We start from the raw sequence: 17,208 nt of genomic DNA, 5'->3' as shown, positions 1-17,208 counted from the left end.
TGCCTTCTCTCCGTAGTCCGATTAATTGCGGTCGAGATCGATATCGATACCGAGCGAGCGGATTTCCTTCACGAGCACGTTGAAGGATTCCGGCATGCCTGCATCGATGACGTGATCGCCCTTGACCAGGTTCTCATAGACCTTGGTCCGGCCGTTCACGTCGTCCGACTTCACCGTCAGCATTTCCTGCAGCACGTAGGACGCGCCGTACGCTTCGAGTGCCCACACTTCCATTTCACCGAAACGCTGGCCACCGAACTGCGCCTTACCACCCAGCGGCTGCTGCGTGACGAGCGAGTACGGGCCGGTCGAACGCGCGTGCATCTTGTCGTCGACCAAGTGGTGCAGCTTCAGGTAGTGCATGTAGCCAAGCGTCACGCGACGTTCGAACATTTCACCCGTGCGGCCGTCGTACAGACGGACCTGGTTCTTCGACGGGTTCATGCCGAGCTGTTCGGCGATGTCGTCCGGGAACGCGAGGTCGAGCATCTTGCCCATTTCTTCCTCGGTCGCACCGTCGAACACCGGCGTCGCGAACGGCACGCCTTCGCGCAGGTTCTTCGCGAGTTCGAGGATCTCGTCGTCGGTGAAGCTTTCCAGATCTTCCTTGCGACCCGAGTCGTTGTAGATCTTCGTCAGGAACGAACGCATTTCCTCGATCTTCGCCTGACGCTGCAGCATTTCGCCGATACGCCAGCCGAGGCCCTTCGCGGCCCAGCCGAGGTGCACTTCCAGAACCTGACCCACGTTCATCCGCGACGGCACGCCGAGCGGGTTCAGCACGACGTCGGCCGGACGGCCATCGGCCATGTACGGCATGTCTTCGATCGGGACGATCTTCGACACGACACCCTTGTTACCGTGACGGCCTGCCATCTTGTCGCCAGGCTGCAGACGACGCTTCACCGCGAGGTACACCTTGACCATCTTCAGCACGCCCGGCGGCAGTTCGTCGCCTTGCGTGAGCTTCTTGCGCTTCTCTTCGAACGCGAGGTCGAACTGGTGACGCTTTTCCTCGATCGAGTTCTTGATCGCTTCGAGCTGCGCCGCTGCTTCGTCGTCCGCCAGGCGGATGTCGAACCAGTGGTAGTGGTCGAGGTCTTCCAGGTAAGCCTGGTCGATCTTCGTGCCCTTCGCGAGCTTCTTCGGACCGCCGTTCGCGACCTTGCCCACGAGCATGCGCGCGAGACGCTGGAACGCGTCGCCTTCCACGATGCGCAGCTGGTCGTTCAGGTCGAGACGGTAGCGCTTCAGTTCGTCGTCGATGATCTGTTGCGCACGCTTGTCGCGCTGGATGCCTTCACGCGTGAACACCTGGACGTCGATCACGGTACCGCTCATGCCCGACGGCACGCGCAGCGACGTGTCCTTCACGTCCGAGGCCTTCTCGCCGAAGATCGCGCGCAGCAGCTTTTCTTCCGGCGTCAGCTGGGTCTCGCCCTTCGGCGTGACCTTGCCGACCAGCACGTCGCCCGCTTCGACTTCCGCACCGATGTACACGATGCCCGATTCGTCGAGACGGCCGAGCTGGACTTCCGCCAGGTTCGAGATGTCGCGCGTGATTTCTTCCGGCCCGAGCTTCGTGTCGCGTGCAACGACGTTCAGCTCTTCGATGTGGATCGACGTGTAGCGATCGTCGGCGACCACCTTCTCCGAGATCAGGATCGAATCCTCGAAGTTGTAGCCGTTCCACGGCATGAACGCGATCAGCATGTTCTGGCCGAGCGCGAGCTCGCCCAGGTCCGTCGAGGCGCCGTCGGCCAGCACGTCGCCGCGCGAGACCTTGTCGCCCATCTTCACGATCGGACGCTGGTTGATGTTCGTGTTCTGGTTCGAACGCGTGTACTTGATCAGGTTGTAGATGTCGACACCGACTTCACCTGCGACGGCTTCGTCGTCGTTCACGCGAATCACGATACGGCCTGCGTCGACATAGTCGACGACGCCGCCGCGGAACGCCTGAACCGTCGTGCCCGAGTCGACCGCGCAGGTGCGCTCGATGCCCGTACCGACGACCGGCTTTTCCGGACGCAGACACGGCACGGCCTGACGCTGCATGTTCGAACCCATCAGTGCACGGTTCGCATCGTCGTGCTCGAGGAACGGGATCAGCGATGCTGCAACCGACACGATCTGCGACGGCGCGACGTCCATGTACTGGATACGGTCCGGCGTGACCATCATCGTTTCGCCGGCTTCACGCGACGACACGAGTTCGTCGACCAGCTGGCCGTTCTCGTCGATCGCGGCGTTCGCCTGAGCGATCATGTAGCGGCCTTCCTCGATCGCCGACAGGTAATCGATCTGGTCGGTCACCTTGCTGTCCACGACCTTGCGGTACGGCGTCTCGAGGAAGCCGTACTCGTTCAGGTGCGCGTACAGTGCGAGCGAGTTGATCAGGCCGATGTTCGGACCTTCCGGCGTTTCGATCGGGCACACGCGGCCATAGTGGGTCGGGTGCACATCACGAACTTCGAAGCCTGCGCGTTCGCGCGTCAGACCGCCCGGGCCCAGTGCGGAAACACGGCGCTTGTGCGTGATTTCCGACAGCGGGTTGGTCTGGTCCATGAACTGCGATAGCTGCGACGAACCGAAGAACTCGCGGATCGCCGACGAAATCGGCTTCGAGTTGATCAGGTCGTGCGGCATCAGGTTTTCGCTTTCGGCCTGGCCGAGGCGTTCCTTGACCGCGCGCTCGACACGCACGAGACCCGCGCGGAACTGGTTTTCGGCCAGTTCGCCGACACAACGCACGCGGCGGTTGCCGAGGTGGTCGATGTCGTCCACTTCGCCCTTGCCGTTGCGCAGCTCGACGAGGATCTTGATCGTCGCGAGGATGTCGTCGTCCTGCAGCGTCATCGGGCCGGTGATCTCGTCACGGCCGACGCGGCGGTTGAACTTCATGCGGCCGACCTTCGACAGGTCGTACGCTTCTTCGCTGTAGAACAGACGGTTGAACAGCGCCTCGACCGCTTCTTCGGTCGGCGGCTCGCCCGGGCGCATCATGCGGTAGATCGCAATGCGCGCGGCCGTCTTGTCGGTCGTTTCGTCGACACGCAGCGTCGACGAGATGTACGGACCCTGGTCCAGATCGTTCGTGTAGAGCGTCTGGATTTCCTTGATGCCCGCTTCGCGCAGCTTCTCGAGCACGCTTTCCGTGACTTCGTCGTTCGCGCTCGCGATCACTTCGCCGGTGTCGCCGTCGACGACGTTCTTCGCCAGCACGCGGCCGAGCAGATAGTCTTCCGGCACCGAGATGAACTTGGTCTTCGCGGCTTCGAGGTCGCGAATGTGCTTCGCGTTGATCCGCTTGTCCTTCTGGACGATGACCTTGCCGTCGCGATCCGTGATGTCGAAGCGCGCGACTTCACCACGCAGGCGCTCGGGCACGAACTCGAGTTGCGCGCCTTCGTCCATCAGCGTGAAGTTGTCGAACACGAAGAAGTTCGCGAGGATCTGTTCCGGCGTGAGGCCGATGGCCTTCAGCAGGATCGTGACCGGCATCTTGCGGCGACGGTCGACGCGGAAGTACAGGATGTCCTTCGGATCGAATTCGAAGTCGAGCCACGAGCCGCGGTACGGAATGATCCGTGCCGAGAACAGCAGCTTGCCCGAGCTGTGCGTCTTGCCCTTGTCGTGTTCGAAGAACACGCCCGGCGAACGGTGCAGCTGCGAGACGATGACACGCTCGGTGCCGTTGATGACGAACGAGCCCGTCGGCGTCATGAGCGGAATTTCGCCCATGTACACTTCCTGCTCCTTCACTTCCTTGACGACCGGCTTGTTCGGCGATTCCTTGTCGAGGATGACGAGGCGGACCTTCGCGCGCAGCGCGGAGCAGTACGTCAGGCCCCGCTGCTGGCATTCCTTGATGTTGAATGCCGGCGAGGACAGCGCATAGCTCACGAACTCGAGGCGCGCGAAACCGTTGTGCGAAACAATGGGAAATACCGATGTGAAGGCGGCCTGCAAACCTTCAGGCTTGCGTTGCGTGCCCGGCACATCGGCTTGCAGAAACGTGCTGAATGATTCAAGCTGGGTGGCCAGCAAGAACGGAACTTGGTGAACGATGGGGCGCTTCGCGAAACTCTTGCGAATGCGCTTCTTCTCGGTGAAGGAATATTGCATACGATCTCCGAATCACGGCGGGTGCTGTCGAGGCGGGATACCTGGACGTTTCTAACCCGAGTGTTCACCGACTGAGACCCGATGGCCGCCCGATGGCTTGAACGAGCCGAGAAGCTTGGTGGTTGGCCGCTACCAACCGCTGGCTGACGGCAGCGGATGCCTGTGTTGCCCGCTACCCGACCAAACTTGCCTTCTGCAGTCGCTTCAGAAGACAAAGAGAAACGCCAATCGTGACCATTGACAACGATTCGGCGGTTTTCTTTGGCTTCTGGGGCCGATTATTCGGGCTCCCAAAAGAGTGCCAGAATAACGTCCCCACAAAGCACAAAAAGGCCGGCGGTGAAAATACCGCCAGCCTTCGCACAGCGCGTCGAAACTTACTTAACTTCGACCTTCGCGCCCGCGTCTTCCAGCTTCTTCTTGGCTTCGTCAGCAGCAGCCTTGTCGACGCCTTCCTTGACAGCCTTCGGTGCGCCGTCAACGACGTCCTTCGCTTCCTTCAGGCCCAGGCCCGTCAGTTCGCGAACTGCCTTGATGACTGCAACCTTGTTGCTGCCTGCTTCAGTCAGGACGACCGTGAATTCGGTCTTCTCTTCTGCAGCAGCAGCAGCGCCGCCGCCTGCCGGGCCAGCGACTGCCACTGCAGCTGCCGACACGCCAAACTTCTCTTCGAACGCCTTGACCAGTTCGTTCAGTTCCAGAACGGTCATCCCTTCGACTGCTGCCAGGATGTCTTCTTTTGCGATTGCCATTTGAAATACTCCTAAATTGAATTCGGATACAGCCAGCGATCAGTGACGCTGATGCATGTTCGCTTACGCAGCTTCTGCTTGCTTCTTCTCGGCCAGCGCGGCGAGAGCACGCGCGAAGCCCGAAACAGGCGATTGCATAACGAACAGCAGCTTCGAGAGCAGTTCTTCGCGGCTCGGGATGCTTGCCAGCGCTTGCACGCCAGCCTTGTCCATCACCTTGCCATCGAACGAACCAGCCTTGATGACCAACTTGTCATTGCCCTTGCTGAAGTCGTTGACGACCTTAGCAGCGGCAATTGCATCTTCAGAGATGCCGTAGATCAACGGACCAGTCATCTGCTCTGCCAGCGGAGCAAACGGCGTACCTTCAACAGCGCGACGCGCCAGCGTGTTCTTCAACACGCGCAGGTACACCTGCTTCTCACGCGCTTGCGCGCGCAGCTTGGTCAGATCGCCAACCGCAATTCCACGATACTCAGCCAGCACAACGGTCTGGGCCTTCGCGACTTGCGCGGCAACCTCAGCGACGACGGCTTGCTTGTCTTCTCTATTAAGCGGCACGGTTAGCCTCCAGAAACGATACGTTCGGTGCGGCCGGCATGGCCGAACCTCACGCACCTCGTTCAACAACGGCGTCCGACCTCGTTAGGAGTATTTCCACCTCACGCCGTGAATCGCTTCACGACCTGCGGCTTCACCACTGCAAAACTTTTTCGGGTTCGCCATCTGCGTTGGCTTGAATTAAGGGATCGCCTGCCTGCTGCGCCCCACCAACGGTCTTTGATAACCGGTTGCCCGCCCTACTGCACGAACAACCGCCCAAAGCCCATGTAGGCCGCCTCGCGAACGAAGCGGCCCGAATACTTGCTTACTGTGCTGCCAGCGTAGCCTGGTCGACACGCAGGCCAACGCCCATCGTGCTCGACAGAGCGACCTTGCGCAGGTAGACACCCTTGCTCGTTGCCGGCTTCGCCTTCTGCAGCGCTTCGATCAGTGCCGACAGGTTCGAGCGCAGTGCTGCAGCTTCGAACGATGCACGGCCGATGGTCGCGTGGATGATACCGGCCTTGTCGACACGGAATTGCACCTGACCAGCCTTCGCGTTCTTGACTGCCGTCGCGACGTCCGGCGTGACCGTGCCGACCTTCGGGTTCGGCATCAGGCCGCGCGGGCCGAGGATCTGACCGAGCGTACCGACGATACGCATCGTGTCCGGCGAAGCGATCACGATGTCGAAGTCCATCTGGCCAGCCTTGATCTGCTCAGCCAGGTCTTCCATACCGACGATTTCCGCGCCAGCTGCACGTGCTTGCTCGGCCTTCTCGCCTTGCGCGAACACGGCAACGCGAACCGACTTGCCCGTACCTGCCGGCAGAACGACCGAACCACGAACGACCTGGTCCGACTTCTTCGCATCGATGCCGAGCTGGACTGCGACGTCGATCGATTCGTCGAACTTCGCGCTCGCGCATTCCTTCACGAGTGCCAGTGCGTCTTCGATCGCGTACAGCTTCTGACGGTCGACCTTGGCGGCAAATGCCTGACGGCGCTTGGAGATCTTAGCCATTTACACGCCCTCCACAGTGATGCCCATCGAGCGTGCGCTACCAGCGATGGTGCGAACGGCTGCGTCCAGATCAGCTGCCGTAAGATCCGGCATCTTGGTCTTCGCGATTTCTTCGGCTTGAGCGCGCGTGATCGAACCGACCTTGTCGGTGTGCGGCTTGCTCGAGCCCTTGTCCACCTTCGCCGCCTTCTTGATCAGGACGGTCGCCGGCGGCGTCTTCATCACGAACGTGAAGCTCTTGTCAGCGAATGCCGTGATGACCACCGGCACCGGCAGACCCGGCTCCATACCTTGAGTCTGCGCGTTGAACGCCTTGCAGAACTCCATGATGTTCAGGCCGCGCTGGCCCAGTGCCGGACCGACCGGCGGCGACGGGTTGGCTTTACCTGCAGGAATCTGCAGCTTGATAAAGCCGACAATCTTCTTTGCCATTTGTAAACCTCGTTGGAACGCCACGGGGCGTTCGGTGAGTGATAACGCGCGTTCGCCGCTGGCTACTGACGCTCCTCAACGGCCATAACGCGGGCCGTAAGCGCGAAGGTGGGCAGCCAAGGCTGCCCACCGAATCGGGATCAAACTTTTTCGACCTGACCGAACTCGAGTTCGACCGGGGTGGAGCGGCCAAAGATGGTGACCGACACACGCACGCGCGATTTTTCGTAGTTGACTTCTTCGACCGTGCCGTTGAAGTCCGTGAACGGGCCTTCCTTGACACGCACCATCTCGCCAACTTCGAACAGGGTCTTCGGGCGCGGCTTCTCGACGCCTTCCTGCATCTGCGACATGATCTTTTCGACTTCCTTCGGGGAAATCGGAGTCGGGCGGTTACGCGCACCGCCGACGAAACCGGTGACCTTCGCCGTATTCTTCACGAGGTGCCACGTTTCGTCCGTCATTTCCATTTCCACCAGCACGTAGCCGGGGAAGAAACGACGCTCGGTCACTGCCTTGTGGCCGCCTTTGACTTCGACCACTTCTTCGGTCGGAACCAGGATCTGGCCGAATTTGTCCTGCATGCCAGCACGTTCGATGCGCTCTTGAAGCGCGCGTTGCACGCTCTTCTCCATGCCGGAGTAGGCGTGCACGACGTACCAACGCTTTCCGCTCGGGGATGCCGGAGTATCGCTCATATCATTTCCATCCCAGAATCGCCGAGAAAATCACCCACTCGATCGATTTGTCGCTCAACCAGAGAAAAATCGCCATCACGAGCACGAAGCCGAACACGACGAGCGTGGTTTGCGTCGCTTCCTTGCGGGTCGGCCAAACGACCTTGCGGACTTCCTTGTATGAATCCTTGGCAAACGCGATAAGGCCCTTGCCGGGCGCGGACATCAGACCGACGGCCACGCCGGCGATGATACCTACCGCCAATGCGGCACCGCGGACATACCACTGCTGGTTGGCCAGCCAGAAGAAGCCCACGAATCCGGCCAAGACCAACAATACGCCCAGGGCCAGCATCAGCTTATCGCCGGAGGTATTTACAGTTTCGACGGATGGATTCGCCATAACACCTTAAAACAAATGCCACGTGGGACCACGTGGCGATTTTTGGCAGGGGCAGAGGGAATCGAACCCCCAACCTTCGGTTTTGGAGACCGACGCTCTGCCAGTTGAGCTATACCCCTAAACCATGTTGGGGCCGGCTGCTGCCAGCCCCAAAACTGTCGATCAACGAATAACTGGCTTACTCGATGATCTTGGCGACGACGCCGGCGCCGACGGTACGGCCACCTTCGCGGATTGCGAAGCGCAGACCTTCTTCCATCGCGATCGGAGCGATCAGCTTCACCGTGATCGACACGTTGTCGCCCGGCATCACCATTTCCTTGTCCTTCGGCAGCTCGATCGAGCCCGTCACGTCCGTCGTACGGAAGTAGAACTGCGGACGGTAGTTGTTGAAGAACGGCGTGTGACGGCCGCCTTCGTCCTTGCTCAGCACGTACACTTCAGCCGTGAAGTGCGTGTGCGGCGTGATCGAACCCGGCTTCGCCAGAACCTGGCCACGCTCCACGTCTTCACGCTTCGTGCCGCGCAGCAGGATACCGACGTTGTCGCCTGCCTGACCTTGGTCCAGCAGCTTGCGGAACATTTCAACGCCCGTGCAGGTCGTCTTCACCGTCGGCTTGATACCGACGATTTCGATTTCTTCGCCGACCTTCACGATGCCGCGCTCGACACGACCCGTCACCACCGTACCGCGGCCCGAGATCGAGAACACGTCTTCCACCGGCATCAGGAACGCGCCGTCAACTGCACGCTCCGGCGTCGGGATGTACGTGTCCAGTGCGTCTGCCAGGCTCATGATCGCCACTTCGCCCAGCTCGCCCGTGTCGCCTTCCAGCGCCAGCTTTGCCGAACCCTTCACGATCGGCGTGTCGTCGCCCGGGAAGTCGTACTTCGACAGGAGTTCGCGAACTTCCATCTCGACCAGCTCGAGCAGTTCAGCGTCGTCCACCATGTCGCACTTGTTCAGGAACACGATGATGTACGGAACGCCAACCTGACGCGCCAGCAGGATGTGCTCACGCGTTTGCGGCATCGGGCCGTCTGCTGCCGAGCAAACCAGGATCGCGCCGTCCATCTGCGCTGCGCCCGTGATCATGTTCTTCACATAGTCAGCGTGGCCCGGGCAGTCGACGTGTGCGTAGTGGCGGTTAGCCGTTTCGTACTCGACGTGTGCCGTGTTGATCGTGATGCCGCGCGCCTTTTCTTCCGGTGCCGCGTCGATCTGGTCGTAAGCCTTCGCTTCGCCGCCGAACTTCTTCGTCAGCACCGTCGTGATCGCTGCCGTCAGCGTCGTCTTGCCGTGGTCAACGTGACCGATCGTTCCAACGTTGACGTGCGGCTTGGTCCGCTCAAATTTACCCTTGGCCATTTTCGACTCCCAAAAGGAATTCACATGTTGCGCCGCGCGCAAACAGACACTGACTTGTAACTGCTGGTGCCCATGGGCAGGATCGAACTGCCGACCTCTCCCTTACCAAGGGAGTGCTCTACCACTGAGCCACATGGGCGGTATTACGCTTCAACTGCACGAACTGGAGCGGGTGAAGGGAATCGAACCCTCGTCGTAAGCTTGGAAGGCTTCTGCTCTACCATTGAGCTACACCCGCACGGGCCACTAACGATTCCCTACCGCTCTTTGCGCTGATGTTCTGGTGGAGGAGGTTGGATTCGAACCAACGTAGGCGTAAGCCAACAGATTTACAGTCTGCCCCCTTTAGCCACTCGGGCACCCCTCCGTAGAGAACTGACGATTATGGGGGTGCATCGCACTCTTGTCAAGCACATCCGGAAGATTATTTTCATTCTCTTCCAGCACGCCTGCGCGACTCACCCGACACCCGCACTCGCCCGGCTAAGGCAAGCACGAGAGGATCACCACACGGCGCCCACATCCTCGTCAGACTCCGCCTTCAGCTTCGATTTGCATCTTCGCTGAAAACGAAAGACCGCCATCATACGGCCTCCCGCTCATAATGCCAAGCGGGTAGATGAAAAAAATCCGCAATTTCCATGCCGGGCGGTTTTGCAGGGCGTCCGCGGAGGGGTCGGGGCGGGTGAAGTTGGTTATGCGGAACGCAGGAACGCGCCCGACGTACCGCCAGGCATGGGACGGCCGATGTCTTTGTAGTGGTTGTCAGCACACCAACGCTGAAGCCGGATTTGGAGTAAAGCGGCTACCGCTCTCGTCGTCGCCAACCCGGCCGATCTAACCGTCAGGAAAGGGCCGATTCGGTCGGCACCTTCTCATCACCCCAGATGGAAAGCCGCGCGTCGCCAATCCGCGCCGCACGATCAAGCTGACTCCCCTGCCCTCTCACGCCGTATGCTAAATCCGGCCTTTCTTGCCAGCGCGCCGCTCTTCGGGGCTACTTCGATGCGGGGGCACTCCAAAAGCGTGGGGCCTCGCAGAGAGGATCGCGGCAATGCGGTAGCAGTCGCTTTCCGAGAGCCGCGCCTCACAGCGCGGGGAAAACACGGTGGCCGTCACGGAGGGTGACACGTTAAAGCCGGCCATCGACGCCGGATGCGCGATCACGGCCGGGAACGGGGATGACGCCCGCGCGCTCAACCGGCCGCGCGACCACGACGCTCGCGCGACACGCGCCACCGGTTCGCGAGCTGCAACACGCGCGGCAGCATCCTCGGCGCCGACTGGAAAGGCGGCGTCCCGGCCCGGCGCGCGCATGCGTTCGATCGCGTGTGCGTATACGCGCCACGGGCGCCTCGAGATGCGATCAAGTGCGCGAGGCTGCGGAACGACGCGCAACCTACCGTATCGCGGCGCGCAGCGACCATCACGCCTCCCAGGGCGACGCCGACAGCGCAGCCGGCTTCGATGTCCCGTAGCTGCTGATGCGCGACGATCTGCGCACGCATGTGTGGCTGCCACCCCGGCTGCGCGGCCGGGGTCTCGGCGACCGTGCGGCAGCGCAACCCGCACCGCGGAGCCCCTCGTGCAAGCCGACCAACATGAGCGCCTGGTCGGTCCATCGCAGTGAAGCCGCGCTGTGCAACGACATTCGACGTATCGATACGATGCACGCCGTGTTCAGTTGAGCGGGGATAGTGACTGTCTCGGCGGCACCGGCTATTCGCCTGTCGGAGAAATCCATGTCCTTCGAGACGGGCTGCCGGCTCTCATCAAAAGCAACAGCGCGGGCTCTGACGAAATCGGACCGGCCGACCAAGTTTTTGTCTCCGTGTCGTCTCGACGTCGGCGAAAGGCATGGCGACAATTTCGCTCGGCACTCGGCGCCGAGAAGCATGGTCTTGCAGGTGCGTTCCGCCACACGAGCGTCACGGATTTGCCGCCAGACGCATCAGTCGCGCGCCGAATCCCCGAACGGCATCACCGATATTGAGCGGAGATAGCCGAAATACGCATGCCGATGGGCCGCGATAATGACTCACCACGGCGTGACGAGTCGGCGAGTCGTGCAATGCGCTTAAGGCAGCAAATAACGGGAGTAAGGCCATGAAACGAGATCATTGCGGGCATGAGCAACCACCAATGACAGCCACACGAATGACGAACCCTTTGCCTTGCGCAAGGGCGATCAGGGGGGTTGCCGATGGCCAATCGTTCGAATGATCGCAGTTGAATGGCAGCGCTAACAAGAACCTACGATGCGGCAGATCTCGCTGCGCAGTTCGATGCTGTCGTGCGTAATGAGAACCGGGATGCCTCGGCCTGACATCGCCAGATCGAACCCAATGATTCGGCGTCGCTCCCATTCCCGCTCTGCGCGCGGTGCAAGCTCACCGTCGTGGCCGCGGAGATGGGCGACGATACGGATGCGACCTGTGTAAGGATTCTGCCCGGCCAGCTCACCTGCCCGCCGGGCCAAGGCCCCACCTCGCTGCTCCCCTTTTCGACGCCACAAATGCAAAAACCCCCGCCTTTCGGGCGGGGGTTTCTGGCTTAGGGAGCCTGACGATTACCTACTTTCACACGGGAATCCGCACTATCATCGGCGTAGAGTCGTTTCACGGTCCTGTTCGGGATGGGAAGGGGTGGGACCGACTCGCTATGGTCATCAGGCAAAGAGGGTTGTCACGTTGCTTCGCAACGCGACCAATCTGGGAAGAAGCAGTAATTTAGGTTGTGAGCTGTATCTCACACATACGCGGTAGTTCAACCGCAGTACGTCGAGTGCCTTGCACTCGACGCTCGATATCCGTAAGCGCTGAAGCGCTAACGGCTATCGAGACAGACTTGTTATAGGATCAAGCCTTACGGGCAATTAGTATCAGTTAGCTGAACGCATTACTGCGCTTACACACCTGACCTATCAACGTCCTGGTCTCGAACGACCCTTCAAGGGGATCTAGTCCCCAGGGATATCTCATCTTAAGGCGAGTTTCCCGCTTAGATGCTTTCAGCGGTTATCTCTTCCGAACATAGCTACCCGGCGATGCCACTGGCGTGACAACCGGTACACCAGAGGTTCGTCCACTCCGGTCCTCTCGTACTAGGAGCAGCCCCCTTCAAATATCCAACGCCCACGGCAGATAGGGACCAAACTGTCTCACGACGTTTTAAACCCAGCTCACGTACCTCTTTAAATGGCGAACAGCCATACCCTTGGGACCGGCTACAGCCCCAGGATGAGATGAGCCGACATCGAGGTGCCAAACACCGCCGTCGATATGAACTCTTGGGCGGTATCAGCCTGTTATCCCCAGAGTACCTTTTATCCGTTGAGCGATGGCCCTTCCATACAGAACCACCGGATCACTATGACCTGCTTTCGCACCTGCTCGACTTGTCGGTCTCGCAGTTAAGCACGCTTATGCCATTGCACTATCAGCACGATTTCCGACCGTACCTAGCGTACCTTCGTACTCCTCCGTTACGCTTTGGGAGGAGACCGCCCCAGTCAAACTGCCTACCATGCACTGTCCCCGACCCGGATCACGGGCCAAGGTTAGAACCTCAAACAAACCAGGGTGGTATTTCAAGGACGGCTCCACCGAAACTAGCGTTCCGGTTTCATAGCCTCCCACCTATCCTACACAGATCGGTTCAAAGTCCAATGCAAAGCTACAGTAAAGGTTCATGGGGTCTTTCCGTCTAGCCGCGGGTAGATTGCATCATCACAAACACTTCAACTTCGCTGAGTCTCGGGAGGAGACAGTGTGGCCATCGTTACGCCATTCGTGCAGGTCGGAACTTACCCGACAAGGAATTTCGCTACCTTAGGACCGTTATAGTTACGGCCGCCGTTTACCGGGACTTCAATCAAGAGCTTGCACCCCATCATTTAATCTTCCGGCACCGGGCAGGCGTCACACCCTATACGTCCACTTTCGTGTTTGCAGAGTGCTGTGTTTTTATTAAACAGTCGCAGCCACCAGTTTATTGCAACCCCTTCACCCTCTGCGCGCAGGCGCATCAAGCTACAAGGGCGTACCTTATCCCGAAGTTACGGTACCAATTTGCCGAGTTCCTTCTCCCGAGTTCTCTCAAGCGCCTTAGAATACTCATCTCGCCCACCTGTGTCGGTTTGCGGTACGGTCATCATTAGACTGAAGCTTAGAGGCTTTTCTTGGAACCACTTCCAATTGCTTCGCTCCCTAAGGAGCTCGCGCCACACCCTTGAATTACGCACCCGGATTTGCCTAAGTGCCTTCTCCAATGCAGCGACCGGGACTTCCAACACCCGGACAACCTTCCGCGATCCGTCCCCCCATCGCATCTAACAATGGTGCAGGAATATTGACCTGCTTCCCATCAGCTACGCATTTCTGCCTCGCCTTAGGGGCCGACTCACCCTACGCCGATGAACGTTGCGTAGGAAACCTTGGGCTTACGGCGAGGGGGCCTTTCACCCCCTTTATCGCTACTCATGTCAGCATTCGCACTTCCGATACCTCCAGCACGCTTTTCAACGCACCTTCGCAGGCTTACGGAACGCTCTCCTACCATGCGAGCATAGCTCGCATCCGCAGCTTCGGTATATAGCTTAGCCCCGTTACATCTTCCGCGCAGGACGACTCGATCAGTGAGCTATTACGCTTTCTTTAAAGGGTGGCTGCTTCTAAGCCAACCTCCTGACTGTTTTAGCCTTCCCACTTCGTTTCCCACTTAGCTATATTTGGGGACCTTAGCTGGCGGTCTGGGTTGTTTCCCTCTTGACACCGGACGTTAGCACCCGATGTCTGTCTCCCGTGATTGCACTCTTCGGTATTCGGAGTTTGCTATGGCGGGGTAATCTGCAATAGACCCCCCAACCATGACAGTGCTCTACCCCCGAAGGTGAGACACGAGGCACTACCTAAATAGTTTTCGGAGAGAACCAGCTATTTCCAAGTTTGTTTAGCCTTTCACCCCTATCCACAGCTCATCCCCTAACTTTTCAACGTTAGTGGGTTCGGACCTCCAGTACGTGTTACCGCACCTTCATCCTGGCCATGGATAGATCACTTGGTTTCGGGTCTACGCCCAGCAACTGAACGCCCTATTCGGACTCGCTTTCGCTACGCCTGCCCTATACGGTTAAGCTTGCTACTGAACGTAAGTCGCTGACCCATTATACAAAAGGTACGCCGTCACCCCTTACGAGGCTCCGACTGTTTGTATGCATGCGGTTTCAGGATCTATTTCACTCCCCTCCCGGGGTTCTTTTCGCCTTTCCCTCACGGTACTGGTTCACTATCGGTCGATCACGAGTATTTAGCCTTGGAGGATGGTCCCCCCATCTTCAGACAGGATTTCACGTGTCCCGCCCTACTTGTCGTACACTTAGTTCTTTCATACTGTTTTCGCCTACAGGGCTATCACCTGCTATGGCCGCACTTTCCAGAGCGTTCGGCTAACAATACAAATAAAGAGTACAAGGCTCATCCCATTTCGCTCGCCACTACTTTGGGAATCTCGGTTGATTTCTTTTCCTGCGGTTACTTAGATGTTTCAGTTCACCGCGTTCGCTTCACATGGCCTATGTATTCAGCCATGGATACTCCAAAAGGAGTGGGTTTCCCCATTCGGACATCTACGGATCAAAGCTCGTTTGCCAGCTCCCCGTAGCTTTTCGCAGGCTACCGCGTCCTTCATCGCCTGTGATCGCCAAGGCATCCACCACATGCACTTGTTCGCTTGACCCTATAACGAGTCTGTCTCATCTTTCGACGCGACAGTCGCTACAGGTTGAGTTCTCGCGTTGTGCCGTATTCCAATTGAGTCAAACATAGAGTTCGAATCATCTTGAGATACATCGATACAATCACAACCCGGATAGTTTTCACGTCCATCTCAAGACGCTTCCGCTATCCAAATTACTTACTTCTTCCAGATTGTTAAAGAACGACAGCCGATATCTGTTGATATCACTCTGACTGGCTCAATCGCCAATGACAAAGATTCGACGACGTCGAACACTTGTCATTGAGGATTGGTGGAGGCAGACGGGATCGAACCGACGACCCCCTGCTTGCAAAGCAGGTGCTCTCCCAGCTGAGCTATGCCCCCATGAGTACAGATTTCCTCAGGTACCTACCGCAGACAAGACAATGGTGGGTCTGGTTGGATTCGAACCAACGACCCCCGCCTTATCAAGACGGTGCTCTAACCGACTGAGCTACAGACCCCTGAGTCTGTCTTTAATTTACAGCCGATAAGCGTGAGCGCTCAACTTTGCGAGATAGCTCTGGAAAGGAGGTGATCCAGCCGCACCTTCCGATACGGCTACCTTGTTACGACTTCACCCCAGTCATGAATCCTACCGTGGTGACCGTCCTCCTTGCGGTTAGACTAGCCACTTCTGGTAAAACCCACTCCCATGGTGTGACGGGCGGTGTGTACAAGACCCGGGAACGTATTCACCGCGGCATGCTGATCCGCGATTACTAGCGATTCCAGCTTCATGCACTCGAGTTGCAGAGTGCAATCCGGACTACGATCGGTTTTCTGGGATTAGCTCCCCCTCGCGGGTTGGCAACCCTCTGTTCCGACCATTGTATGACGTGTGAAGCCCTACCCATAAGGGCCATGAGGACTTGACGTCATCCCCACCTTCCTCCGGTTTGTCACCGGCAGTCTCCTTAGAGTGCTCTTGCGTAGCAACTAAGGACAAGGGTTGCGCTCGTTGCGGGACTTAACCCAACATCTCACGACACGAGCTGACGACAGCCATGCAGCACCTGTGCGCCGGTTCTCTTTCGAGCACTCCCACCTCTCAGCAGGATTCCGACCATGTCAAGGGTAGGTAAGGTTTTTCGCGTTGCATCGAATTAATCCACATCATCCACCGCTTGTGCGGGTCCCCGTCAATTCCTTTGAGTTTTAATCTTGCGACCGTACTCCCCAGGCGGTCAACTTCACGCGTTAGCTACGTTACTAAGGAAATGAATCCCCAACAACTAGTTGACATCGTTTAGGGCGTGGACTACCAGGGTATCTAATCCTGTTTGCTCCCCACGCTTTCGTGCATGAGCGTCAGTATTGGCCCAGGGGGCTGCCTTCGCCATCGGTATTCCTCCACATCTCTACGCATTTCACTGCTACACGTGGAATTCTACCCCCCTCTGCCATACTCTAGCTTGCCAGTCACCAATGCAGTTCCCAGGTTGAGCCCGGGGATTTCACATCGGTCTTAACAAACCGCCTGCGCACGCTTTACGCCCAGTAATTCCGATTAACGCTCGCACCCTACGTATTACCGCGGCTGCTGGCACGTAGTTAGCCGGTGCTTATTCTTCCGGTACCGTCATCCCCCGGTTATATTAGAACCAAGGATTTCTTTCCGGACAAAAGTGCTTTACAACCCGAAGGCCTTCTTCACACACGCGGCATTGCTGGATCAGGCTTTCGCCCATTGTCCAAAATTCCCCACTGCTGCCTCCCGTAGGAGTCTGGGCCGTGTCTCAGTCCCAGTGTGGCTGGTCGTCCTCTCAGACCAGCTACTGATCGTCGCCTTGGTAGGCCTTTACCCCACCAACTAGCTAATCAGCCATCGGCCAACCCTATAGCGCGAGGCCCGAAGGTCCCCCGCTTTCATCCGTAGATCGTATGCGGTATTAATCCGGCTTTCGCCGGGCTATCCCCCACTACAGGACATGTTCCGATGTATTACTCACCCGTTCGCCACTCGCCACCAGGTGCAAGCACCCGTGCTGCCGTTCGACTTGCATGTGTAAGGCATGCCGCCAGCGTTCAATCTGAGCCAGGATCAAACTCTTCAGTTTAAACCTGTTACTGTTTTCGGTTCGGTTAAGAACCGGTCGCTCACTCAAAGCTGACAGGAATAT

General features: G+C 58.4%; 8 protein-coding genes, 6 tRNA genes and 3 rRNA genes. All 17 read right to left on the bottom strand.

Translation table 11 applies throughout. The annotated features are described in order from the left end of the window. Positions 1-21 precede the first annotated feature (21 nt). Positions 22-4,128: a DNA-directed RNA polymerase subunit beta gene (rpoB, locus tag BAMB_RS01345; RefSeq protein ID WP_011655757.1), complete on the bottom strand. Its 4,107-nt coding sequence runs from the start codon at positions 4,126-4,128 to the stop codon at positions 22-24. 377 nt (positions 4,129-4,505) lie between these two features. Next, positions 4,506-4,880, bottom strand: a complete 375-nt coding sequence (gene rplL, locus BAMB_RS01340) for a 50S ribosomal protein L7/L12 (RefSeq protein ID WP_006759674.1) — start codon at positions 4,878-4,880, stop codon at positions 4,506-4,508. Positions 4,881-4,943: 63 nt separating this feature from the next. Next, positions 4,944-5,441, bottom strand: coding sequence for a 50S ribosomal protein L10 (rplJ, locus tag BAMB_RS01335; protein WP_006753593.1), 498 nt, complete (start codon positions 5,439-5,441; stop codon positions 4,944-4,946). A 307-nt stretch (positions 5,442-5,748) separates the two neighbouring features. After that, complete coding sequence (gene rplA / locus BAMB_RS01330; protein WP_006759673.1) at positions 5,749-6,447, bottom strand: 50S ribosomal protein L1; 699 nt, start codon at positions 6,445-6,447, stop codon at positions 5,749-5,751. Beyond that, positions 6,448-6,879, bottom strand: coding sequence for a 50S ribosomal protein L11 (rplK, locus tag BAMB_RS01325; RefSeq protein WP_006753591.1), 432 nt, complete (start codon positions 6,877-6,879; stop codon positions 6,448-6,450). Between the two features lie 140 nt (positions 6,880-7,019). Continuing rightward, entirely contained in the window at positions 7,020-7,577 is a 558-nt protein-coding gene (gene nusG / locus BAMB_RS01320; RefSeq protein ID WP_006400672.1) for a transcription termination/antitermination protein NusG, read from the bottom strand. Between the two features lies 1 nt (position 7,578). Next, positions 7,579-7,959 carry a preprotein translocase subunit SecE gene (gene secE / locus BAMB_RS01315; RefSeq protein WP_006753590.1) on the bottom strand — a complete coding sequence of 127 codons (381 nt, stop codon included), beginning with the start codon at positions 7,957-7,959 and terminating at the stop codon, positions 7,579-7,581. Positions 7,960-8,002: 43 nt separating this feature from the next. Next, positions 8,003-8,078 (bottom strand) — tRNA-Trp (locus tag BAMB_RS01310). Between the two features lie 59 nt (positions 8,079-8,137). Further along, on the bottom strand, positions 8,138-9,328 hold the full coding sequence (gene tuf / locus BAMB_RS01305) for an elongation factor Tu (RefSeq protein ID WP_011350666.1): 1,191 nt from the start codon (positions 9,326-9,328) through the stop codon (positions 8,138-8,140). A gap of 64 nt (positions 9,329-9,392) precedes the next feature. After that, positions 9,393-9,467, bottom strand: a tRNA-Thr gene (locus BAMB_RS01300). A gap of 25 nt (positions 9,468-9,492) precedes the next feature. Next, positions 9,493-9,566 (bottom strand) — tRNA-Gly (locus BAMB_RS01295). Between the two features lie 43 nt (positions 9,567-9,609). After that, positions 9,610-9,695 (bottom strand) — tRNA-Tyr (locus tag BAMB_RS01290). A gap of 2,193 nt (positions 9,696-11,888) precedes the next feature. Next, a 5S ribosomal RNA gene (gene rrf, locus BAMB_RS01280) occupies positions 11,889-12,001 on the bottom strand. A 181-nt stretch (positions 12,002-12,182) separates the two neighbouring features. Further along, positions 12,183-15,064, bottom strand: a 23S ribosomal RNA gene (locus BAMB_RS01275). A gap of 290 nt (positions 15,065-15,354) precedes the next feature. Further along, positions 15,355-15,430: transfer RNA gene (locus tag BAMB_RS01270), tRNA-Ala, on the bottom strand. Between the two features lie 42 nt (positions 15,431-15,472). Beyond that, positions 15,473-15,549: transfer RNA gene (locus BAMB_RS01265), tRNA-Ile, on the bottom strand. A 63-nt stretch (positions 15,550-15,612) separates the two neighbouring features. After that, positions 15,613-17,145, bottom strand: a 16S ribosomal RNA gene (locus tag BAMB_RS01260). The 16S, 23S and 5S rRNA genes sit together here with 2 tRNA genes alongside, the layout of an rRNA operon. Positions 17,146-17,208: the final 63 nt, after the last annotated feature.

The sequence above is a fragment of the Burkholderia ambifaria AMMD genome (genome assembly GCF_000203915.1).
Classification (GTDB): domain Bacteria; phylum Pseudomonadota; class Gammaproteobacteria; order Burkholderiales; family Burkholderiaceae; genus Burkholderia; species Burkholderia ambifaria.
This window is presented reverse-complemented; position numbering and strand designations above follow the sequence as displayed.

Excerpts from the sequence above, each read along its gene's own strand:
- rpoB (WP_011655757.1), bottom strand. The coding sequence starts at position 4,128 with ATGCAATATTCCTTCACCGAGAAGAAGCGCATTCGCAAGAGTTTCGCG.
- rplL (WP_006759674.1), bottom strand. The coding sequence starts at position 4,880 with ATGGCAATCGCAAAAGAAGACATCCTGGCAGCAGTCGAAGGGATGACC.
- rplA (WP_006759673.1), bottom strand. The coding sequence starts at position 6,447 with ATGGCTAAGATCTCCAAGCGCCGTCAGGCATTTGCCGCCAAGGTCGAC.
- rplK (WP_006753591.1), bottom strand. The coding sequence starts at position 6,879 with ATGGCAAAGAAGATTGTCGGCTTTATCAAGCTGCAGATTCCTGCAGGT.
- nusG (WP_006400672.1), bottom strand. The coding sequence starts at position 7,577 with ATGAGCGATACTCCGGCATCCCCGAGCGGAAAGCGTTGGTACGTCGTG.
- secE (WP_006753590.1), bottom strand. The coding sequence starts at position 7,959 with ATGGCGAATCCATCCGTCGAAACTGTAAATACCTCCGGCGATAAGCTG.
- tuf (WP_011350666.1), bottom strand. The coding sequence starts at position 9,328 with ATGGCCAAGGGTAAATTTGAGCGGACCAAGCCGCACGTCAACGTTGGA.